The organism is Metabacillus endolithicus, assembly GCF_023078335.1.
Classification (GTDB): Bacteria; Bacillota; Bacilli; order Bacillales; family Bacillaceae; genus Metabacillus; species Metabacillus endolithicus.
This window is the reverse complement of the sequence record NZ_CP095550.1, coordinates 894,211-916,573: the sequence shown is the minus strand read 5'-3', so window position 1 is coordinate 916,573 and position 22,363 is coordinate 894,211. Positions and strand designations below refer to the sequence as shown.

Annotated in this window: 25 protein-coding genes and 2 pseudogenes; 25 read left to right on the top strand and 2 right to left on the bottom strand. The window is 36.6% G+C overall.

The window, feature by feature from the left end; all coding sequences use genetic code 11:
• Positions 1 to 37: 37 nt before the first annotated feature.
• The 4 genes and pseudogenes from MVE64_RS05075 (at position 38) to MVE64_RS05060 (ending at position 4,730) form a co-directional block, all read left to right on the top strand.
• A complete protein-coding gene (locus tag MVE64_RS05075; protein ID WP_247344342.1) occupies positions 38 to 1,651 on the top strand; it encodes an ABC transporter substrate-binding protein in 1,614 nt (537 codons plus the stop codon).
• A 79-nt stretch (positions 1,652 to 1,730) separates the two neighbouring features.
• Positions 1,731 to 2,738, top strand: coding sequence for an ABC transporter permease (locus tag MVE64_RS05070; RefSeq protein ID WP_247344339.1), 1,008 nt, complete (start codon positions 1,731 to 1,733; stop codon positions 2,736 to 2,738).
• Positions 2,739 to 2,757: 19 nt separating this feature from the next.
• Positions 2,758 to 3,657 (top strand): nickel transporter permease, encoded by a 900-nt coding sequence (nikC, locus tag MVE64_RS05065; protein ID WP_379051446.1) that lies wholly within the window; start codon positions 2,758 to 2,760, stop codon positions 3,655 to 3,657.
• A gap of 183 nt (positions 3,658 to 3,840) precedes the next feature.
• A pseudogene (locus MVE64_RS05060) lies at positions 3,841 to 4,730 on the top strand (patatin-like phospholipase family protein).
• On the opposite strand, the gene MVE64_RS05055 reads toward MVE64_RS05060, so the two are convergent.
• Both MVE64_RS05055 and MVE64_RS05050 read right to left on the bottom strand, forming a co-directional pair.
• Positions 4,727 to 5,107 (bottom strand): SA1362 family protein, encoded by a 381-nt coding sequence (locus MVE64_RS05055; RefSeq protein WP_247344337.1) that lies wholly within the window; start codon positions 5,105 to 5,107, stop codon positions 4,727 to 4,729. The pseudogene MVE64_RS05060 and the gene MVE64_RS05055 overlap by 4 nt on opposite strands.
• A 43-nt stretch (positions 5,108 to 5,150) precedes the next feature.
• The gene (locus MVE64_RS05050; protein ID WP_247344335.1) at positions 5,151 to 6,095 is read right to left on the bottom strand and encodes a DUF1385 domain-containing protein; all 945 of its coding nucleotides are present in this window, start codon (positions 6,093 to 6,095) and stop codon (positions 5,151 to 5,153) included.
• Between the two features lie 466 nt (positions 6,096 to 6,561).
• Here MVE64_RS05050 and MVE64_RS05045 point away from each other — a divergent pair, with 466 nt between their 5' ends.
• From MVE64_RS05045 to MVE64_RS04945, 21 genes and pseudogenes are all read left to right on the top strand, one after another.
• Positions 6,562 to 7,095, top strand: a complete 534-nt coding sequence (locus tag MVE64_RS05045) for a YqhR family membrane protein (protein WP_247344332.1) — start codon at positions 6,562 to 6,564, stop codon at positions 7,093 to 7,095.
• Between the two features lie 173 nt (positions 7,096 to 7,268).
• The gene (gene aroQ, locus MVE64_RS05040; protein ID WP_247344329.1) at positions 7,269 to 7,703 is read left to right on the top strand and encodes a type II 3-dehydroquinate dehydratase; all 435 of its coding nucleotides are present in this window, start codon (positions 7,269 to 7,271) and stop codon (positions 7,701 to 7,703) included.
• A 3-nt stretch (positions 7,704 to 7,706) separates the two neighbouring features.
• Positions 7,707 to 8,768 carry a M24 family metallopeptidase gene (locus MVE64_RS05035; RefSeq protein WP_247344327.1) on the top strand — a complete coding sequence of 354 codons (1,062 nt, stop codon included), beginning with the start codon at positions 7,707 to 7,709 and terminating at the stop codon, positions 8,766 to 8,768.
• Positions 8,769 to 8,884: 116 nt separating this feature from the next.
• A complete protein-coding gene (gene efp, locus MVE64_RS05030; protein WP_098796021.1) occupies positions 8,885 to 9,442 on the top strand; it encodes an elongation factor P in 558 nt (185 codons plus the stop codon).
• 105 nt (positions 9,443 to 9,547) lie between these two features.
• Entirely contained in the window at positions 9,548 to 9,829 is a 282-nt protein-coding gene (locus tag MVE64_RS05025; RefSeq protein ID WP_247344324.1) for a YqhV family protein, read from the top strand.
• Between the two features lie 98 nt (positions 9,830 to 9,927).
• Positions 9,928 to 10,848: a stage III sporulation protein AA gene (gene spoIIIAA / locus MVE64_RS05020; RefSeq protein ID WP_247344322.1), complete on the top strand. Its 921-nt coding sequence runs from the start codon at positions 9,928 to 9,930 to the stop codon at positions 10,846 to 10,848.
• A complete protein-coding gene (gene spoIIIAB, locus MVE64_RS05015) occupies positions 10,845 to 11,360 on the top strand; it encodes a stage III sporulation protein SpoIIIAB (protein WP_098796024.1) in 516 nt (171 codons plus the stop codon). The genes spoIIIAA and spoIIIAB overlap by 4 nt, the downstream gene beginning before the upstream one ends.
• A gap of 23 nt (positions 11,361 to 11,383) precedes the next feature.
• A complete protein-coding gene (spoIIIAC, locus tag MVE64_RS05010) occupies positions 11,384 to 11,590 on the top strand; it encodes a stage III sporulation protein AC (RefSeq protein WP_026558844.1) in 207 nt (68 codons plus the stop codon).
• Positions 11,591 to 11,603: 13 nt separating this feature from the next.
• Positions 11,604 to 11,997, top strand: a pseudogene (gene spoIIIAD / locus MVE64_RS05005) (stage III sporulation protein AD).
• A 251-nt stretch (positions 11,998 to 12,248) separates the two neighbouring features.
• Entirely contained in the window at positions 12,249 to 13,454 is a 1,206-nt protein-coding gene (spoIIIAE, locus tag MVE64_RS05000; protein WP_247344320.1) for a stage III sporulation protein AE, read from the top strand.
• A gap of 14 nt (positions 13,455 to 13,468) precedes the next feature.
• The gene (gene spoIIIAF, locus MVE64_RS04995) at positions 13,469 to 14,119 is read left to right on the top strand and encodes a stage III sporulation protein AF (RefSeq protein WP_247344318.1); all 651 of its coding nucleotides are present in this window, start codon (positions 13,469 to 13,471) and stop codon (positions 14,117 to 14,119) included.
• Positions 14,112 to 14,771 (top strand): stage III sporulation protein AG, encoded by a 660-nt coding sequence (gene spoIIIAG, locus MVE64_RS04990; RefSeq protein ID WP_247344315.1) that lies wholly within the window; start codon positions 14,112 to 14,114, stop codon positions 14,769 to 14,771. The genes spoIIIAF and spoIIIAG overlap by 8 nt, the downstream gene beginning before the upstream one ends.
• Positions 14,772 to 15,434, top strand: a complete 663-nt coding sequence (locus tag MVE64_RS04985) for a SpoIIIAH-like family protein (RefSeq protein WP_247344312.1) — start codon at positions 14,772 to 14,774, stop codon at positions 15,432 to 15,434.
• 267 nt (positions 15,435 to 15,701) lie between these two features.
• Entirely contained in the window at positions 15,702 to 16,199 is a 498-nt protein-coding gene (gene accB, locus MVE64_RS04980) for an acetyl-CoA carboxylase biotin carboxyl carrier protein (protein ID WP_247344309.1), read from the top strand.
• Between the two features lie 12 nt (positions 16,200 to 16,211).
• The gene (gene accC / locus MVE64_RS04975) at positions 16,212 to 17,564 is read left to right on the top strand and encodes an acetyl-CoA carboxylase biotin carboxylase subunit (protein ID WP_247344307.1); all 1,353 of its coding nucleotides are present in this window, start codon (positions 16,212 to 16,214) and stop codon (positions 17,562 to 17,564) included.
• A 22-nt stretch (positions 17,565 to 17,586) separates the two neighbouring features.
• Positions 17,587 to 17,997 (top strand): Asp23/Gls24 family envelope stress response protein, encoded by a 411-nt coding sequence (locus MVE64_RS04970; protein WP_162987411.1) that lies wholly within the window; start codon positions 17,587 to 17,589, stop codon positions 17,995 to 17,997.
• A gap of 426 nt (positions 17,998 to 18,423) precedes the next feature.
• Positions 18,424 to 18,816, top strand: coding sequence for a transcription antitermination factor NusB (gene nusB, locus MVE64_RS04965; RefSeq protein ID WP_098796032.1), 393 nt, complete (start codon positions 18,424 to 18,426; stop codon positions 18,814 to 18,816).
• Between the two features lie 27 nt (positions 18,817 to 18,843).
• Positions 18,844 to 19,701 (top strand): bifunctional methylenetetrahydrofolate dehydrogenase/methenyltetrahydrofolate cyclohydrolase FolD, encoded by an 858-nt coding sequence (gene folD, locus MVE64_RS04960; RefSeq protein ID WP_098796033.1) that lies wholly within the window; start codon positions 18,844 to 18,846, stop codon positions 19,699 to 19,701.
• A 94-nt stretch (positions 19,702 to 19,795) separates the two neighbouring features.
• The gene (gene xseA / locus MVE64_RS04955) at positions 19,796 to 21,148 is read left to right on the top strand and encodes an exodeoxyribonuclease VII large subunit (RefSeq protein ID WP_247344305.1); all 1,353 of its coding nucleotides are present in this window, start codon (positions 19,796 to 19,798) and stop codon (positions 21,146 to 21,148) included.
• A complete protein-coding gene (locus tag MVE64_RS04950) occupies positions 21,141 to 21,395 on the top strand; it encodes an exodeoxyribonuclease VII small subunit (RefSeq protein ID WP_098796035.1) in 255 nt (84 codons plus the stop codon). The genes xseA and MVE64_RS04950 overlap by 8 nt, the downstream gene beginning before the upstream one ends.
• Positions 21,392 to 22,276, top strand: a complete 885-nt coding sequence (locus MVE64_RS04945) for a polyprenyl synthetase family protein (protein ID WP_247344302.1) — start codon at positions 21,392 to 21,394, stop codon at positions 22,274 to 22,276. The genes MVE64_RS04950 and MVE64_RS04945 overlap by 4 nt, the downstream gene beginning before the upstream one ends.
• Positions 22,277 to 22,363 lie beyond the last annotated feature (87 nt).

The following is a 22,363-nucleotide window of genomic DNA, read 5'->3' as shown; positions in this document are numbered from 1 at the left end:
ATTTATGATAAATAAAAAAATGGGGGTAAGAAAGCGAATGAGAAACAAATCACTCAAGCTGCTACTTATTTCACTATTAGCAATTAGTATGCTATTAGTTGGTTGTAGCGGTAACTCAAATGAAAAAGCTGGTGGCGAAGGAAAGTCATCTAGCGAAGGAGAAAAAAAGGATACTTTAGTTTTTGGACGTGGGGGAGATTCAACATCTCTTGATCCGATATCAACAACTGAAGGTGAAACATTTAAAGTAACTGAAAACATTTTTGAAACTCTAATCGAGTATGGAGAGCAAGATACAACACTTCAACCTGGACTTGCAGAGTCTTGGGAAGTTTCAGAAGATGCTCTTACATACACTTTAAAGCTACGTCAAGGTGTTAAATTCCATGACGGTACAGATTTTAATGCAGAAGCAGTTGTATTTAACTTTGAGCGTTGGATGAATGGAAATGCAGATGATTTCCCTTACTATACAATGTTTGGTGGTTTTAAAGGTGAAGAAGGACACGTAATTGAATCTGTTACAGCAGTTGATGAAAATACTGTTCAATTTGTTCTTAACCGTCCACAAGCTCCATTCTTAAAGAACCTAGCAATGTCTCCGTTTGGAATTGCTAGTCCGACTGCTGTTAAAGAGTCTGGTGACAAATTTAGAGAAAATCCAGTTGGTACTGGTCCATTTAAATTTGTAGAGTGGAAACAAAATGATCGTATTGTACTTGAAAAGAATGAAGATTACTGGTTAGAAGGTTTCCCTAAGTTAAAGCAAGTTATTTTCCGTGTTATTCCTGAAAACTCATCAAGACTTAATGCTTTAACAAATGGTGAAATTGATCTTATGGATGGATTAAATAATTCAGATGAAGCAACAATTACAGGTAATGCTGAGCTTCAGTTAATTGAACGTCCGTCGATGAACACTGGATACCTAGGATTTACAGTGAATCGTCCTCCATTTGATAATAAACTTGTACGTCAGGCATTAAATCATGCGATTGACAAAAAAGCAATTATCGAAGCATTTTACGGTGGAAAAGCAGAAGTTGCAAAGAACCCAATGCCACCTTCTGTTGAGGGTTACAATGATGAGATTGAAGCATATCCTTATGATTTAGAAAAAGCAAAAGAACGATTAGCTGAAGCAGGTTATGCTGATGGATTTGAAATGGATCTTTGGGCTATGCCAGTAGCACGTCCTTACATGCCTGAAGGAATGAAGGTAGCAGAGGTTATCCAAGCATCATTTGCTGAGATTGGTGTTAAAGCTGAAATTCAATCAGTAGACTGGGCAACTTACTTAGATAAAGCTGCTAAAGGTGAGTTCGACGCGTACATGTTAGGTTGGACTGGTGATAATGGAGATCCAGATAACTTCTTATACACGCTTTTAGACAAAGATAGTATCGGAAGTAACAACTATTCTTATTACAGCAATGATGAGCTTCATGATGTATTAATTAAAGCTCAAACTGAAACAGATCAAAATACAAGAAATGATTTATACAAACAAGCTCAAGAAATCATTCATGATGATGCACCATGGGTTCCATTGGTTCACTCAACACCGTTATTAGCGGGAACTAGTGATTTAGTAAATTATTTACCACATCCAACTGGTTCTGAGGCTTTAACGAAAGTTGAATTTAAATAATCATGTAAAGAAAGGGGAGCTCTGTCTCCCCTTTTGTTAAGCAAAATATTGATAGTTTCTACAAAAAGAGGTGAGCAATATGTTTTCTTATACAGTCCGTCGTGTTTTTTCACTTATACCCGTATTGTTTGGAATGACATTAGTAGTGTTTGCGATAATACGTGCTATACCAGGTGATCCAGCGCAGGTTATTCTTGGACAAAAGGCTACGAAAGAGGCCATTGCTACATTAACGACAGAACTAGGATTAGATAAACCATGGTATATCCAATATGTGGATTATATAAAAGCACTTTTGACAGGAGATCTTGGAACCTCACTTAGAACAAGAGGTCCAATTAATGAGGAAATTTGGCCGTACTTAGCTGCAACGATTGAACTAACAATTGTGGCAATGATAATCGCTATATTTATAGGGGTAAATGCAGGTATTATTAGTGCATGGTTCTCAAATTCATGGTTTGATTATTTAGCTATGATCTTGGCGTTAGTTGGTGTATCAATGCCAATTTTCTGGCTTGGTTTAATGGAGCAATGGGCGTTTTCGATAGAGTTGGGGTGGTTGCCTTCAACAGGAAGAGAAGATGTTAGGGACCCGATAACTGCCATAACGAATATTTATATGATTGATACCTTACTTCAAGGCAGGACAGATCAATTTGTTCAGGTTCTTCAGCACCTTATTCTTCCAAGTTTGGCATTAGCTACAATACCGATGGCGATTATTGCAAGAATGACCCGTTCTACGATGTTAGAGGTAATGAAATCAGATTATATTCGTACAGCTAGAGCAAAGGGTCTAAAAATGTTCTGGGTTGTTTATAAACATGCTTTAAAAAATGCTATTATTCCAGTTTTAACTGTAATAGGTTTGCAAACAGGTTTGTTATTAGGAGGAGCCATTTTAACAGAAACGATTTTCGGTTGGCCTGGAATTGGTCGTTACTTATACGATGCAATCGGTTATCGAGATTATCCTGTTATACAATCAGGTATCTTAATAATTGCAGCCATTTTTATCTTAATCAATTTAATCGTAGATTTATTATATGCTGTTGTTGATCCACGAATAAAATATCATCAATAATTAGAATGGGGGGATAATTGTGGCAGAGTTAGCAAAAAACACTCCAAATCCTTTGAATACCACTGTTGAGGAACAAGTAACACCACCTTGGAAAGAGGCTTGGAAATCCTTCTGTAAAAATAAATTAGCACTAGTTGGTCTTGGAATTGTTATATTCTTTATTATTCTGGCCATACTTGCACCTGTTATTGCTCCTTATGGATTTAAGGAACAGGAATTATCAAAACGACTGTTAGCACCATCAAGTGAGCATTGGTTTGGGACTGATGATTTTGGGCGTGATATTCTCTCGAGAATTCTCTATGGTGCTCGAATTTCGCTATGGGTTGGTTTCTTTTCTGTATTAGGTTCTGCTGTTTTTGGTACACTTTTGGGTATTATTGCAGGCTATTATGGACGTTGGGTAGATTCAATTATTTCGAGAATCTTTGATATTATGCTTGCTTTCCCAAGTATTTTATTAGCGATAGCTGTAGTGGCTATTCTTGGACCATCTTTACAAAATGCTTTAATCGCAATTGCTATTATAAATATTCCTAACTTTGGTCGACTTGTTCGATCAAAGGTTTTGAGTGTTAAGCAAGAAGAGTATATTATGGCAGCAAGGGCAGTAGGGATGAAGGATAATAGAATTTTATTTAGACATATATTGCCGAATAGTATGACGCCAATTATTGTACAAGCAACACTCGCTATAGCAACAGCTATCATTGAAGCCGCAGCTTTAGGTTTCCTTGGATTAGGAGCACAAGCACCAAATCCGGAGTGGGGAAAAATGCTGTCAGATTCTAAGCAGTACCTTGTACAAGCGCCTTGGACACTTTTCTTTCCTGGGTTGGCGATCATGCTAACCGTTTTAGGATTTAATTTAATGGGTGATGGTTTAAGAGATGTTCTTGATCCAAAAATGAAACAATAATATTTTAGAAAAAGCCCTTTTGTTGAAAAGGGTTTTTTCTTTGGATTCATGTTTTAAGCTAGTTATTTTAAAAGATTGTCTCTAGAAATTTGTACATTGAGTAAATGATTCCCCTAAATCATGATTGATGGTCTATTTTCATTTCCACGCTCTTACACTATAAGAGGGAAGGGGAGAGGCCGATTGAAAATTGATGGTGTTTTCTCAGGTGGGGGTATTAAAGGGTTTGCACTTATCGGTGCATATCAAGCAATTGAAAAAAGGGGTTATCAATTTAAAAGGCTAGCTGGTACGAGTGCAGGTTCTATTATTTCTGCTTTTATTATTGCAGGATATACAAGTGATGAAATTTTAAAGATAATGGATGAAGTAGATTTGAAAATGTTTTTAGATGAACGGAAATCGATTCTGCCTTTACCATTTACAAAATGGCTTTCATTATATTGGAATCTTGGATTATATCGAGGCCGCAAATTAGAGGAATGGCTATGTCAGAAGTTAAGAGACAGGGGTGTTTCTACGTTTGCCGATATAGCACCGGGAAGTTTGAGAGTTATCGCTTCTGATTTAACCAATGGAAGGTTGATGGTTATACCTGATGATCTGCATCATTACGGTATTAACCCACAATCTTTTTCAGTGGCGAAGGCAGTACGAATGAGTTGTAGTTTACCTTATTTTTTTGAACCTGTTAAGTTAAATACTTCCAAAGGAGCTACTATTTTTGTAGATGGAGGAGTGCTTAGTAATTTCCCGATTTGGCTATTTTATCAGCAAGATAGGCCTTATAAAACAAGACCTGTTCTTGGCATAAAACTTAGTTATAGTGAAAAAGAAAGACCAAAAAAGAAGATTAATAATGCAATTGATTTATTTGGAGCATTATTTGAAACAATGAAGGAAGCACATGATGGGCGGCATATTTCTAGACGACATGAAAAAGATATGGTCTTTATCCCTGTTGAAGATATTGTAACAACCGAATTTGAATTAAATGAACAAAAAAAACTAAATTCTTTATAGAGCTAGGTCGAAACAGAACGAATGAATTTCTAAAGAAGTGGTCTTATTAGAAAAACGCTCTGTTTTTCTTTTTGCCTTTTTTTCCTTCAATAACAGTTAAATGTGAAGGAGTTTGTTTTTTCTTTTTGATTGCAGAGGATTTTCTTGCTTTTTTAGCTTGTGATATGTTTTTGACATTAGAAGACTTTGTGCTACGGTCGTCAAAACGTCTTTTAGATTGCTTTGCAGCTTTCATATAAGAGGAATGTTCTTTGCCCATTCTTCTTCTTGAGAATAATCGATAAACAAGATAGATTAAACCAGCAATAGCAGCATAGATGGCGATTTGTTTCAAAAGCCATAGAGGATCAGATACTAACGTTGTAATAAAACCAATAACCCCTAAAGAAATAACAATCATGACAATCCAATTCACACGACGATTCATATGACCACCTCCAAGAAAAAATACCAATCAAAGTAGATTCACATTAAACAATTTGTTCAGTAGATGTTTCTGTCTCTTTTTCCATTCGAATTAATTCGTTAAAGCTTGCAATCGCCACTTCAACTTGATCGTTTGTAGGCTCCTTTGTTGTTAACAGCTGTAACCAGAGTCCTGGATATCCTAAATAGCGTAACACTGGTATTTCACGAACTTTATTCGTTAGCTGTAACACTTCGAAGGAAATGCCTAATACAACAGGTATCAAGGCTAGTCTGTTCACGATTCGCAGCCATAGAGGGTCGGTCGGAACAAGAGTGTAAACAAACACACCAACTATTACTGTGAATAAGATAAAGCTACTACCACATCTGTAATGCAGTCGAGATTGACTTTGAACATTTTCAACAGTTAATTCCAAGTTGTTTTCATAAGTATTAATTACCTTATGCTCTGCACCGTGGTATTGAAATACCCTCCTAATTAAAGGTGTAAAAGATATAGCATATATATATGCTAAAAGTAACATAAGTTTGAAAGCACCTTCTAAGAGAATTTGCCCGAAGTCTGATGATATAAGGGGGCGGAAAAATTCGGCTAAAAAAACGGGTAGAAGAGTAAAAATGACTTTTCCGAAGAAAAATGAAAGTACCCCGACCGCTGCAATTCCCAGCCACATCGTAAGCTTTGAGTCATTCTTTTTCTCAGCTAACATTTTTTCGTCATTTTCAGGATCTACTTCAAAACGTTCAGTAGCAAAATTTAGATGCTTTGAACCATTTGCACTCGCTTCGATAATGGCAACAATACCTCTTAAAAAGGGTATTTTTTTAAGTTTTGATAAAACAGTTTGATTTTTTCTGGGTAAATGAAAATAATCAATTGAGTTATCGTTTCGTCGAATGGCTGTTACATAGTGATGCTTACCACCGAACATAACACCCTCGACAACAGCTTGCCCACCATATGCAGGCTTGTTTTGATTTGACATATGACACCAACCTATCTATTCCTAATTCTTCATTAAAGTAAACAACGTCTAATACAATGTTTAGCTATTATCTCTATAATACAGAATTTGAAAGGAAACCTCTAGAGCGATGTTTAGAAATGAACAATATGATTGCGTATTTCTATTCTGTTCATGGTTGGATATTTTGTCAAAATAAAACCTTAAATTTCATGTTATCTTCGTTAGTGTATCCAATAACATGGAAAACATTCCTTTATTTACATTATACCCATGCTTTTTCCTGCTAGACATGGAATTTCCATTTTATTTGAAAATTATCCTGACTTGGTGCACATAAACTTACTTGGTTCATCTTTGTTGTAAAAGATTTTTTGGTGCACCAATAACTCTAATACAGTTTTTTAATTTCTTCATTAAAAAACTGTATTTCTAAAAACATGGACAATCAAAAAATTGGACATAGTAATAATGGAGGTGTTGGAAAATGGCGGATAAAAAGAAACAAAATGATGATGAACAAAAGCTGGAAGATAATCCTAAATTAGAACAGAACAAGAAAGAAGAACCAATGTCAACGATCGGAAAAACAATATCTACAGGTTTTGTTGGAGGAGTATTTTGGAGCTTGCTAGCATATTTTTCTTATTATTTAAATTTTACGGAGGTTAGTCCAAACTTAATTCTTCAGCCATTCGCATTAGGAGATTGGAAGGATGGCACTTTAGGGCAACTAATAAGTATCGTTATCCTTGGTCTTGTATCTATCGGTGTGGCATTAGCTTATTTTGCTATACTGAAACGATTTAAATCCTTGTGGATTGGTGTTGCATTTGGTGGAGCCTTGTGGGCATTAGTTTTCTTTGTGTTAAATCCAATCTTTCCTAATTTGGATACGGTTTTTGAACTACCACGTGGAACTGTTGTTACTACATTATGTCTTTATATTTTATATGGTGCATTTGTTGGTTACTCGATTTCATTTGATTACAATGAATTCCAAGCGAATCCGGAAAGCTGAAGGAAACATTAGTAGAGATATGTTTAGATATGATAGAATGTTCATGTGATGAACATTCTTTTTTTATACTATTATGTATAAGCTTATTTGTTAATTGCATTGTGAAGTGTGCTTCTTTGCGATATTAACAGACTAGTTTAACTTAAGGATTAACTGTGAGGTGTAAGGGAGTCATGAAGGTTTTAGTTATTAATGGTCCAAATCTAAACAGGCTTGGATTAAGAGAACCTGAAATATACGGTTCAAAAACATTAACAGATCTGGAGAAAGACCTTTTAACAATTGGTGAAAAAGTAAATTGTGAGGTTACATGCTTTCAATCAAATCATGAAGGTGATTTAATTGATGCGATTCATGAAGCGAGTGAGCAATATCATGGTATTGTTATAAACCCTGGTGCTTTTACACATTATAGTTATGCAATACGTGATGCGATTGCGAGCATCTCTATACCAGTCATTGAAGTACATATCTCAAATATTCATGCAAGAGAGGAATTCAGACATACATCTGTAACAGCACCGGTTACAGTTGGGCAAATTATTGGACTCGGCTTTAAAGGATATGAGCTGGCGATATTAGCATTAAAAGAACGAATTGGAGGCTAAAATATGAAACTTGAAAAAATTCGTCAACGTTTTAAAGAATTATCAATTGACGGTCTTTTAATAACGAGCAGTTATAATAGAAGATATATGACTGGTTTTACCGGTACGGCTGGTGTGGTAGTCATTTCAGGAGACAAAGCAGTTTTTATAACAGACTTCCGTTATACAGAACAAGCAGCAAAGGAAGTTGAAGGTTTTGAAATTGTTCAGCATACTGGCCCAATTATTGAGGAGGTAGCAAATCAAGTTGAAAAGCTTGGTATAAAACGACTTGGTTTTGAACAAGATTCTTTAACTTACCAATTATTTTCTTCGTACAAAGAAGCATTAAAGAGCAGTGAATTTATTCCAGTTTCAGGTGCTGTGGAAAAGTTACGCTTGATTAAGTCACCAGCAGAGATTAAGATATTAAAGGAAGCTGCTGAAATAGCGGATGCGGCTTATAAGCACATTTTAACTTACATAAAACCAGGGTTAAAAGAAATTGATGTGGCAAATGAGCTTGAATTTTTCATGAGAAAAAACGGAGCTGTTTCATCATCTTTTGACATCATTGTAGCCTCAGGGTATCGCTCGGCTTTACCTCATGGTGTAGCGAGTGAAAAGGAAATTGAAAAAGGTGATTTTGTAACACTTGACTTTGGTGCATACTACAAAGGATACTGTTCAGATATTACTAGAACGTTTGCAGTAGGTGAACCAAGTGATGAGCTTAAGAAAATCTATTCGATTGTTCTAGAGGCTCAATTACGAGGCATGAGCGGCATTAAGCCAGGTTTAACTGGTAAACAAGCAGATGCCTTAACACGTGATTACATAAAAGAGCAAGGATATGGGGAGTACTTTGGGCATTCTACCGGACATGGTCTTGGTATGGAGGTTCATGAAGGTCCAGCCCTTTCCTTTAAATCGGATACAGTTCTTGAGCAAGGGATGGTTGTCACGGTTGAACCGGGTATCTATGTAGCTGGCCTTGGTGGAGTAAGAATTGAGGATGATACAGTAATCACGGAAAAAGGAAATGAGTCTTTAACTCATTCACTGAAAGATCTTATTATTTTATAATAGTATAAAATTTTGTGATAAGTTTTGGTGTCTAGCTCCAGCGCTTTTCTTATAGAGAATGATGTAAATATACGTTTACCATTCCTTATTTATATATCACTAGGAGGATTTTTTAAATGATTTCAGTAAATGATTTTCGCACAGGTTTAACAATCGAGGTAGACAACGGCATTTGGCGTGTAATGGATTTCCAACACGTTAAACCTGGAAAAGGAGCAGCGTTTGTTCGCTCAAAATTACGTAACTTACGTACAGGTGCTGTTCAAGAAAAAACATTCCGTGCGGGTGAAAAAGTAGCAAAAGCGCAAATTGAAACACGCAGAATGCAATATTTATATGCAAATGGCGACCAACATGCGTTTATGGATACAGAAACATATGATCAAATTGAATTAAACTCTTCTCAAATTGAGTATGAATTAAAGTTTCTTAAAGAAAATATGGAAGTTCAAATTGTGATGTTTGGTACAGAAACTCTAGGGGTGGAATTACCAAATTCAGTTGAATTAGAAGTAACAGAAACAGAACCTGGTATTAAAGGAGACACTGCTTCTGGTGGAACTAAACCAGCTACTCTAGAAACTGGTTTAACAGTTCAAGTTCCATTCTTTATCAACCAAGGTGATCGTTTAATCATTAACACAACTGAAGCTTCTTATGTTTCACGTGCATAATTTAATATAGTAAGGAAAAGAGATGCAGAGTATGCATCTCTTTTTTTCTGTCTAATTTTTCGCTTTGCAGCATATGTTGTACAAACTGTGTTTTAGGAGGACAACATGAAACGAATATTCTCTCATATTGATTCTACTGTTATGACAATGGCTGGACTGAGGTTTTTATCTGCTTCAATTGAACTTACAGCTGCGATATTAATGCTTGTCTTTAATGATGTAAAGAAGGCTGTTACGATCAATTCTTTGTTAGCAATTGTAGGTCCGGTCATTTTTATTATAACAATGACGATTGGAATCTTTCACATTGCTGATCAATTATCTTATGCCAAATTATTATTTATCGGTCTTGGGGTGTTTTTTATCTTATTTGGAATTTATAAGTGAACGCGGCTACTTCCTTCAAAACATTATGTAAATAAGTAATGATTATGGTCAAGCCTGCATACATTAGAGTAACGAATAGGTTAATAGGAGGAAGCGAAATGAAGGAAATGATAGAAATGCTTCCGGAATCGATTAGCAAAGAACTTGTGAAGCTTCACCCTGCAAGTCTGTCTCGAATAGAAGAAATCCGAATACGTGTTATGAAAAGAGTTGAAGTGATTATTGCTGGAAAGCCTGTCTTTCTTTCTTATAACACAACCTATGAGGATTCCATCAATCTATTAAATGAGCTAAGTCATTACTCCATTTACACATTAGAGGATGAATTAAAAAAGGGTTATATCACCGTCCGAGGAGGACATCGAGTCGGTTTATCTGGACGAGTCATTACAGAAAATGGACGAGTCAAAGCCATTCGTGATGTAACATCGTTTAATATCCGAATTGCAAAAGAAAAGATAGGTATCGCTGAGAAATATATTCCCTATCTTTATCAACAAAAATGGTTGAATACATTAATTATTGGCCCTCCTCAAACAGGAAAAACGACTCTATTAAGAGATTTCGCTCGCTTAATTAGTAATGGGTATCAACAAATTGAATCCAAAAAAGTAGGAATTGTTGATGAAAGATCGGAAATTGCCGGGTGTGTAAAGGGTGTTCCGCAGCATCAATTAGGTGAACGTGTGGATGTTCTTGATGCTTGTCCAAAGGCTGAGGGAATGATGATGATGATCAGGTCAATGAGTCCTGACGTGTTGGTTGTTGATGAAATTGGTACGTTAGAGGATGCAGAAGCTGTAATGGAGGCTGTTCATGCGGGAGTTCAATTATTTGTAACGGTACATGGATATCGTGCAAGTGAGTTGTTGAATCGGCCAAGCTTAAAAGCGTTATTCGAAGCCAACGTCTTTGATCGTTATGTAGAGCTGACTAGAAGGGATGGTCCAGGAACAGTTCAACAAATTTTAAACAATCATGGTCAGCACTTACTAAAAAAGGAAGTGTTGCATAAATGATTAAATGGGTAGGTGCGATTCTCATTGTCATTGCAACAACCTGGGTGGGTTTTGAAGCGGCAAAGCACTTGAGTCAAAGAACGCGGCAACTAAGGCAGCTTAAGGTTGCTTTACAATCACTGGAGGCAGAAATTATGTATGGTCATACCTCTCTTATTGTTGCGTCACAAAATATCTCAAAGCAGCTGCCTAAGCCGTTATCATGGTTTTTTGAACAGTTTGCTAAAAAGCTGGTTAAGGGTCACACAAGTGTCAAAGGGGCTTGGGAGGAGAGTCTGCAAGAAATTTGGCGTTTTACGGCGTTTAAGCAAGGAGAGTACGAAGTCCTAAAGCAATTTGGGGAAACCTTAGGACAGCATGATCGTGTTTCACAGCAGAAGCATATAAAATTAGCCCTTTCTCATTTAGAAAGAGAAGAAGCAGATGCCATTGACCGTCAAAATCGCTATGAAAAAATGGTGAAAAGCTTAGGTGTATTATCAGGATTACTTTTAGTTATTTTATTGATGTAGAAGTGGAAGGGAGTCGTCTTTAGGTGGGTGTAGATATTAACACGATCTTTCAAATTGCCGGGATAGGAATCGTCGTTGCATTTCTTCACACAATTTTAGATCAAATGGGAAAAAAAGAATACGCACAATGGGTTACACTCATTGGCTTTATTTATATCTTATTCATGGTCGCTTCCATAGTAGATGATCTATTCAAGAAGATAAAATCTGTCTTTCTTTTCCAAGGGTAAGGGGGCGACAACTATCGAAATCATACAAATCGTCGGACTAGGTACTAATTGCAACCTTTCTCGCCCTTATTGTAAAAGAACAAAAGCCGACCTTCGCCTTTATGCTTGTTGTGTTTGTCGGCTGTGTTATTTTTCTGTTTTTAATAGATCAGGTGTATGAAATCGTTAGGATGGTAGAGAGGATTGCATTTAATGCAAATGTAAATCTCATTTATGTAGAGACTATTTTAAAAATCATTGGAATTGCTTATATCGCAGAATTTGGTGCACAGATCACGAAAGATGCTGGACAAGGTGCCATCGCATCTAAGATTGAATTGGGTGGGAAAATCCTGATATTAACAATGGCGATTCCAATTTTAACTGTCATTATTGAAACAGTACTTGGGATGATACCTGGAACTTAATTGTTATCTCATAAAGGGCTACAACGCCCTACAAACTCATCTCTGACCTCTCAACATAAGAAACATCCACGAATTAACTAGCAATCACTACAATTATTACTCTATTTGACATGTTTAGTGGAGGTGTGTGAATGATGAGAGGGGGGGGGGGGGGGGGGGGGGGGGGGGGGGGGGGGGGGGGGGGGGGGGGGTTTCAAGGGTCCCCCCCACCTAATTGATGCTGCGGAACACCCTTTAGTGGAGGTGTGTGAATGAGAGCATTTCTTTATACCTTACTCTTTGTTTCTATTTTTCTTGCGATCCCAATAAGTGTACAAGCCTCCACGACAGCACCTCAGGAAACGGAAGATCCGGAAATGGAATTGAATGCAGAAACATTTGTAAATGAACAAGTTGAGAAACTTGATGTCACCGATATTAAAACATATTGGGATGCGGTAATGACGGAATACGGGGGATTTTTACCAGAAAGTCAGAAAGGAAGCTTGCTTCAATTTTTAAGTGGTGAAAAAGAGCTTTCCTTTCAAGAATGGATGAAGGCATTTCTCAAGTTTTTGTTTCATGAATTAATCGCAAATGGAAAGCTGCTTGGTACATTAATATTATTAACCATCTTTAGTATGCTGCTTCAGTTGCTGCAAAATGCTTTTAACCAGAGTACTGTTAGTAAAGTTGCATACGCATTGGTATACATGGTGTTAATAATTATTGCGTTGAACAGTTTCCATGTTGCGATTGAATATACAACGAATGCAATCGAGTCAATGACAAATTTTATTTTAGCTCTTATACCGTTGTTATTAGCCTTAATGGCTTCATCAGGGGGAATCATTTCAGCGGCATTTTTCCATCCAGTGATTATCTTTTTAATGAACACTAGTGGATTATTAATCCAAAATGTAGTTTTACCGCTTCTATTTTTATCAGCTTTATTAAGTATTGTTAGTACGTTAACAGATCAATATAAAGTAACTCAGCTAGCGGGACTGTTAAGAAATATAAGCATCGGCTTACTAGCTTCATTTCTAACAATCTTTCTTGGGGTGATATCCGTCCAGGGTGCATCTGCAGCTGTGTCAGATGGAATCACCATTCGTACAGCAAAGTTTATTACTGGAAACTTTATACCAGTACTAGGTCGGATGTTTACTGATGCAACTGATACAGTGATTAGTGCTTCAGTTTTATTAAAGAATACAGTGGGTGTAATCGGGGTAGCGATTCTTTTATTTATTGCCGCATTTCCGGCGATTAAAGTCTTATCTCTAGCATTTATTTATAAATTTGCTGCATCTATCCTTCAGCCGCTTGGCGGAGGTCCGGTTATCACCTGTTTAGATATTATTAGTAAAAGCGTTATTTATATCTTTGCAGCACTAGCAATCGTTTCTCTCATGTTTTTCTTGAGTTTAACGGTCATCATTGCTGCAGGAAATCTGACAATGATGATGCGGTAAAGGAGGAATCTACGATGTCATTTTTAACAGAATGGATTACCAATATTATCGTATTTATTTTGCTGGCTGTTGTTATCGACCTGCTTCTACCAAATTCATCTATGCAGAAATATGCGAAGATGGTGATCAGTTTATTGTTAATCATTGTCATTATTAATCCAATCTTTAAAATATTTTCTGCAGATATGAATGACGTTTTGAATGATTTCCGATTACAAGCTTCTTCAGAAGGTGAAACCGGAAAAAATTTAATAGAATTTCAGAAAAAAGAAATACAAGCCTCACAACGTGCATATATTTTAAAACAAATGGCTGTCCAAATGAAAACGATGGCAGAAGAGGAGCTGGTGCAAAGTTATGATGTCATGATTGATACGATCCACCTTTCCGAAAACGAACAAGTAGAAGAAATCAATTCTCAAAAAGACTTGCAACATATTCAGGTCATCTTAAAACCAAATGTAGTAAAAGATGCTGCAGAGGATGGGTCGGTTGAAGTTGTTCAGCCTGTCTCCATTGATACGACAAACGAATTAGTAAAAGAAGAGCAATTGGATGAAGTTCAAGTAGCGAAAATGACAGCATCATTAGCTGAAATTTGGGAAGTTGAAGAAGAAAAAAATCTCAATAGACTTGGAAAGGGGGAGGAGTCATTAGATGAGTAATAAAGAAAGCTTCATTGATAAGCTAAAGTCAATGCTTGGTCAGTCAGATTCTAAAAAACCATCAAAATATCATTATTTTATTCTCGTATTTGTGCTAGGCGTAGCATTCATGCTGTTTAGTAATCTCTTTACAAGTAGTGAGGATTCTGTACAAAATGCACTACCGGTCACATCTAGTACCGAGGAAGCTGAAAGTACAGAAGTGTTTAAGCAGGCAAAGGGTGATACGACTGGCTCCATCTCTGATTATGAGGCTGAATACGAAAATCAGCTAAAAGAAGTGCTTGAAACAGTCTCAGGTGTAGGAAATGTACATGTTGTTGTAAATGTCGATTCAACAGCAAAGAAAATAATTGAAAAAAACAGCGTTTCCCAAAGCCAAAAAACAACAGAAACTGATCGTGAAGGTGGGAAACGAGAAGTGGAAGATCAATCAATTGATGAACAAGTTGTCATCATCCAGGATGGTGAAAAAGAGACTCCAATTATTGTTCAAACACAAAAGCCGGAAATTCGCGGGGTTCTAATTGTTGCCGAGGGTGCTGACAACATTCATATAAAAAAAACAATAGTAGAGTCAGTGACACGGGTGCTGGGAGTACCTAGCCATCGTGTAGCTGTAGCATCGAAAAAAATGAAGGAGGATGAATAGATGATGTTGAAAAAACAAACGGTTTGGTTATTAACAATGTTAAGTTTAGTGGTGGTATTATCAGTTTATTACGTAACATCTCCTGAAGGTGGAGCAGGTAATATCGTGATGACAGGTGAAGATCAAGAAGTAAGTGAAGATGCAACAGCTGAAGAAGCTACAGAAGAGCAACCTGCAGAAGAAGGAACTGAAGGTGAGAAAACTGAAGGTGAAGCAACTGAAGGCGAAGGAACAGAGGCAGGAGAAGAAGCTGACATTCAAACAGAAGAGTTAGAAGATGGAACAGTAATCTCTAGTGTTTCTAGTGATGAGTTATTTACAGATTTACGTATGCAATTAGATGATCAACGTAATGAAATGAAAGAGCAATTACAAGCTATTGTAGCTAGCAATAACGCGTCAGCGGAAGAAAAAAGTGATGCTTATGACGAAATGGAAGCTTTAAATGATGCAGCACGAAAAGAAATGCTTTTAGAAACTTTAATCAAATCAAAAGGTTTTGATGATGCTTTAGTACGTGCTGAAGGAAATGATGTGAAAATTACGATTAAAGCAGAAGAACATAGCAAGACAGCTGCAAATGAAATCATGCTACTTGTAAAAGATGAAATGGAAAACATGGAAGATGTTATCGTGACATTTCAGCCAGTAAGAGATAAATAATCTAAAAAGTAACAAGAAAGGTTAGTTTCTAAAGAATAGGGTTGACCTTTTTTGTCTCATACCGTTTTTGGAAACCCTAAAATATAGCACAATAGTAAAATAAATCTACTTATTCCCGGTAGAAACGAAAAGAAATGGGTAGAATTATTGTTGAATTTCTTCTCACATGTACTGTAAGATGGTATTATGGGACTAAGTTTTAGTACTAGATTATAAATTAGCAGATCATGTATCCACATGATCAATGAATTAAAGGGGTGCCTAAGCATGCTAAAAATACAAGAAATAAGAGAAATTATTAAGTTAATTGATCAATCTTCTATTAATGAATTTACATTTGAACAAGATGGTTCCAAAATAAAAATGAAAAAGCAATCACAGGAAGTTGAAACAGTTGTAAGAAATGTAGTAGCCGCTCCACCTGTGGAAGTAGTGTCTACACAACCACAACCTGTCCCAACTCAACAGCCTGTTCAAGAGGCTTCTGCACCAAAGACAGAAGAGACTAAAGCTGACACATCAAACTTACATAAGATCACTTCTCCAATGGTAGGAACATTCTATGCAGCTTCTTCACCTGAAGCAGGTAATTATGTATCAGTTGGTTCAAAGGTGACGAATGACACTGTTGTATGTATTGTAGAAGCGATGAAACTCTTTAATGAAATCGAAGCTGAAGTAAAGGGTGAGATCGTCGAAATACTAGCTGAGAATGGACAACTAGTTGAATATGGTCAACCTTTATTCTTAGTTAAGCCTGAATAAGGAGCATAAAATATGATTAAGAAAATACTAATTGCAAATCGAGGAGAAATAGCTGTTCGAATTATTCGTGCATGCAAAGAACTTGAGATTGAAACCGTAGCTGTTTTTTCCGAAGCAGACCGTGAAGCTTTACATGTACAGCTTGCTGATGAAGCATACTGTATCGGACCAACTGCTTCAAAGGACAGCTACTTAAACTTTACAAATATTATTAGTGTAGCAAAGCTTACTGAAAGTGATGCTATTCATCCTGGATATGGATTTTTAGCTGAAAATGCTGATTTTGCAGAGCTTTGTAAAGAAGTAAACATCATTTTTATCGGGCCAAGTGCAGAGGCAATTTCAAAAATGGGAACAAAAGATGTTGCGCGTGAGACAATGCGTGAAGCTGGGGTGCCAATTGTTCCAGGTTCAAGAGGTATTATTGAAAGCATTGATGATGCCAAAAAACTAGCAAATGAGATGGGATATCCTGTTATAATTAAAGCTACAGCTGGCGGTGGCGGAAAAGGGATTCGTGTTGCAAAAGATGAGCAAGCTTTAGTAAAGGGTATTGAAATTACCCAACAAGAAGCTGCTACAGCATTTGGAAATCCAGGTGTATATATCGAAAAGTACATTGAAGATTTCCGCCATGTTGAAATCCAGGTGTTAGCAGATAGCCATGGTAACACAATTCACTTAGGTGAGCGTGATTGCTCTATCCAAAGAAGACTTCAAAAGCTAATTGAAGAAACACCATCTCCTGCACTAACTGAAGAAATTCGAGCGCAAATGGGTGATGCTGCGGTCAAAGCTGCAGAAGCTGTTGCGTATACTGGAGCAGGAACAGTTGAGTTTATTTTTGATCATGTGAATAAGAAGTATTACTTTATGGAAATGAATACGCGAATACAAGTGGAACACCCAGTAACAGAAATGGTAACTGGAATTGACTTAATTAAAGAACAGATTAAGGTTGCTTCTGGTGAAAAATTGTCTGTTACACAAGAAGAAGTTACTTTTAATGGGTGGTCAATTGAATGTCGTATTAACGCAGAAAATCCTGAAAAGAACTTCATGCCGTCACCTGGTAAGATTCAAATGTACTTGCCGCCGGGTGGTTTGGGTGTTAGAGTGGACTCAGCGGTATACCCTGGTTACTCTATTCCACCGTATTATGATTCAATGATTGCGAAACTTATTACTTACGGTGCAACCAGGGAAGAAGCAATTTCTCGAATGAAGCGTGCATTAAGTGAATTTGTAATTGAGGGAATATCGACAACCATTCCATTCCATTTGAGACTGCTTGAGCATGAAAAGTTTGTAAGTGGAGATTTTAATACGAAATTCTTAGAATTGCATAAGGTTATGGAGTCATAAAATTACACGGAGGTGCTGATTCTTGAAAGATACTAATAATGTTTTAGAGATGAATCCTGAAAACAACGGTTTAGGTAAGGTCGAGATTGCTCCTGAGGTAATTGAAGTCATTGCAGGTATTGCGGCTTCAGAAATTGAAGGAGTAGCATCAATGCGTGGTAATTTTGCTGCAGGTGTTGTGGAGAGACTTGGAAAGAAAAATCACGGAAAAGGTGTAAAAGTTGATTTAACTGAAGAAGGAATTATAATCGAAGTTTACTGCGTCATGATCTTCGGAGTTTCTATTCCAACTGTTGCCCAAAAAATTCAAGACAATATCCGCCAAGCGTTGTTAAATATGACAGCTTTAGAGGTGAATGAAGTAAATATTCACGTTGTTGGTGTTCAATTTGAGACGAAAACAAATGAAGTAGAAGTAGACCAAGAAATGTAACATTTCTTTCTTCTAGTAAAGATATATGTGTCTGTGAGCCAAAGGATCTTCCTTTGGTTTCTTTTTTTGTATGATAAGATGGTAGGATTGACTGGATGTTTGTAAATACAAATAACCAGGGGGGTCAGGTTTTTCTTACATGAAACGGTATCATGTGATTATAGAATCTTTATGACTGGTTATATTGATAATAAAGCAATATTCTTTTTAATCTAAATGCTTTACATAATCAAATAGGATTATAGTTAAAAACAGTAAGGAAAAGAAAATATCAAATTTAAAACAACGAATGTTTTTTATAAAAAAAGCCTTTTCATTCGGGAATTCCTAAAAAACAGGTGATTTCTGAATGAATATGTTTGTGAGATATGTTATGATCACATTATGACATTCGACATTTTTTAACATTAAAGGAGCAAGTAAAGGATGAAACGAAGAACAGCAAGAGAAAAGGCCCTTCAAGCGCTTTTTCAAGTGAATGTAAGTAATACAGATCCCAATGAAGCAATTGAACATGCTTTAGATGAAGAACGTTCTAATGAATTTATGAATCAACTTGTTTTCGGAACAATTGAGCATGAAAAAGAGCTTGATGAGCTAATAAGTCCTCATCTTGTAAATTGGACAATTGATCGCTTGGCAAACATTGATAAAACCATTCTTCGTATGGCTGCCTATGAGCTAAAATATGAACAAGATGTTCCTGCTAATGTGACAATTGATGAAGCAGTGGAACTTGCAAAAGCATTTGGGGATGATCATTCTAGCAAGTTTGTTAATGGTGTTCTTTCTAAAATTAAACAAAATTTAGAGATTTAATTAGGGATAATTGAGGAGGAATAAGGAATGGCTGCAACAATAATTGATGGTAAAGAGTTATCTAAAACAAAAAGAAGTGAGTTGGCTGTTGAGGTAGAACAAATTAAAGCAAAAGGCTTGCTACCGAAACTTGTTGTTATTTTAGTAGGGGACAATCCAGCATCACTCTCTTATATTAGAGGAAAGCAAAAAGCTGCTGAAGAAATCGGTGTAGGGTTTAAATTAGAACATTTCCCTGAAAGTCTTTCGGAAAATGAGCTGCTTGATGTGATCGAAAGCTATAATAATAATGATGAATATCATGGTATTTTAGTTCAGCTTCCGCTTCCGGTACATATTAATGAAACAGCTGTTGTAGAGAAAATTTCACCTCAAAAAGATGTTGATGGCTTCCACCCAATTAATATCGGTCGCATGATGACAGGGCAAGAAACATTTTTACCATGTACACCTGCTGGTATTGTAGAAATGATAAAATCGGTCGGCGTAGAAATGGCTGGCAAAAACGTGGTTGTTGTTGGAAGAAGCAATATTGTCGGAAAACCTGTTGGACAACTATTATTAAATGAACATGCAACAGTAACTTATTGTCATTCCAAAACAAAAGATTTAACTTCCTATACAAAGGAAGCAGATATTTTGGTGGCTGCTGTTGGACGAGCTAATTTTATTAAAGGCGATCAAATTAAACCAGGTGCGGTTGTCATTGATGTTGGTGTTAATCGTCTTGAAACCGGAAAATTAGTAGGGGACGTTGTTTTTGACGAAGCTAAAGAAGTTGCAAGTTATCTAACTCCTGTTCCAGGTGGAGTAGGTCCAATGACAATTACTATGCTTGCGCATAACACTGTTCAATCTGCCAAGCAATTTCTAGAAACGAAATAAGTAACTTATAATAGGAAATTCAAAAAAAGGGCAGAATGGAACTTCATATTCTGTCCTTCCTTCAATTTTTTTGTTAAGGGAAGGAGGCAGGCAAATGAATGAACCAAAATATGTAACGGTTACAGCTCTAACAAAATATATAAAACGTAAATTTGATGTTGACCCACACCTGTCAGACATTTGGATTAAGGGGGAAATCTCAAACTTTAATTTACATAGCCGCGGCCATATGTATTTTACTCTAAAAGATGAAAAAGCACGAATTCAAGCAGTTATGTTTGCTGGGGCAAATAAATCATTAAAGTTTCGACCAGAGAATGGTATGAAGGTATTAATGCGTGGGGAAATTTCTGTTTATGAACAAAGTGGTGGCTATCAAGTTTATGTAAAGGAAATGCAGCCAGACGGAATCGGTAGCTTATACCTAGCATACGAGGAGTTAAAGAAGAAGCTTCAAAAAGAAGGACTTTTTGATGAAATACATAAAAAAACCATACCAAAATACCCGAATCAAGTTGGAGTCATAACTTCACCAACTGGAGCGGCCATACGTGATATATTAACAACAATAAACAGGCGTTACCCTCTAGCTAAAGTAATCCTCATTCCAGCCCTTGTTCAAGGTGTGCAAGCCGGTGCTTCGGTTGCAAAAGCCATTAAAACGGCCAATAAACTAGGAACATTGGACGTTTTAATCGTTGGACGAGGTGGTGGTTCTATAGAGGAGCTTTGGGCCTTTAATGAAGAAATTGTGGCAAGAGAGATCTTTGCTTCAAATGTGCCAATTATCTCTGCTGTGGGCCATGAAACAGACTTTACAATTGCTGACTTTGTTGCAGATTTACGAGCCCCAACCCCGACAGGTGCAGCAGAGCAAGCTGTTCCGCATGCCAGTGATTTGATTGATCGTGTGTTAGAACGGAAAAATAGGGTGAAACGAGCTTTACAAGAGAAGGTAAATTCTCAGAAAGAAAAGCTGAATCATTATCGAAATTCTTATGCATTTCGTTATCCGAAGCAGCTTTATCTACAAAAAGAACAGCAACTAGACACAATGATGGACCGATTATCAAAAGAAGGCCAAAGAACAATCAATCGCAAAAGAGATAACTATATGTATTTGCAGAACCGTTTGGCCCAAGTGCATCCAAAAGATCAAATAAAAAGATCGAATTTAGAGCATGAAGCTTTACTTAAAAAGCTAAACAGGGAAATGAGTACATTGATAACGCATAAACAGTCGCAATTTCAAGGAACACTTGCTAAACTAAATGCATTAAGTCCTTTAAAGATTATGGATCGTGGATATAGTCTTGTTTATCAAGATGACAAGCTCATAAAAAGCGTAAATGATATAAAAACAGGGCAAAAACTGAAAGTACAATTAAAAGATGGTCAGATTGATTGTCAAGTTCAGGGGACAGAGGAGCGAACAATACATGAGTGATGAAAAGCAAACTAAAAATGAAGAAGTTTCATTTGAAACTGCGATGCAACAGTTAGAAGAGATTGTTGGCAAGCTTGAAGAGGGTGATGTTCCTCTAGAAAAAGCTATTGAATATTTTCAAAAAGGAATGGAACTTTCAAAGTTATGTCATGATAAGCTTCAGCATGTTGAAAAACAAATGGACTTTATTTTACGTGAAGATGGAGAGCTAAAGCCATTTGAGCTTCAGGAGGAAGAAAAATCGTGACCAATATGTTAAACGATTTTTTAAGTACTAGAAAACAAAAGATTGAAGAGGCGCTTCCTTTATACATAAAAGAACTTCAAACACCTAAATCTTTACAAGAGTCAATGATTTATTCGCTAGAAGCAGGTGGGAAGCGCTTACGACCAATCTTAGTTTTAGCTGTACTTCATACATATAATAAACCTGAAGAACTTGGCTTGGCGACTGCCTGTGCAATCGAAATGATTCATACTTATTCATTAATACATGATGATTTACCTTGTATGGATGATGACGATTTAAGACGAGGAAAACCAACAAATCATAAAGTATTTGGTGAAGCAATAGCTGTGCTAGCTGGTGATGGATTATTAACTCAAAGCTTTGCCCTAATTGCAAACGATCCAACTTGTTCAGCTGAACAGAAGCTTAGACTAATATCTGAACTTGTTAAAGCATCTGGTGCAGAAGGAATGGTTGGTGGACAGGTTGCTGACATGGAAGGCGAAGCAAAAAAGTTAAGCATAGAAGAGCTTCAGTCTATTCATGAAAACAAAACAGCAAAACTACTCGCTTTTAGTATTATTGCTGGAGCTATATTAGCTGAAGCGCCAGAAGAAGATATTAACAAGCTACGAGAGTTTTCCTATCATGTTGGAATTGCGTTCCAAATCCGAGATGATATTTTAGATCTAGAAGGAAACCAAGATAAACTAGGAAAGCCTGTAGGCTCTGATACGGTTAATGAAAAAACAACATATCCTTCACTCTTAACGATGCAAGGAGCAAAAACAAAGCTTGAGGATCACATTACAAAAGCAAAACAACTAATAAAAAGCCTGTCTGTTCCATCTGAATTATTAGAACAAATGTGTGACTTAATTGCCAAAAGAGATCATTGATTAAAAAACCGTTTCCGTTTGGTAACGGTTTTTTTTAGATATCTGTATTTCGAATAAAGATTAAACGTTTTCAAGCGTAATAAAAGT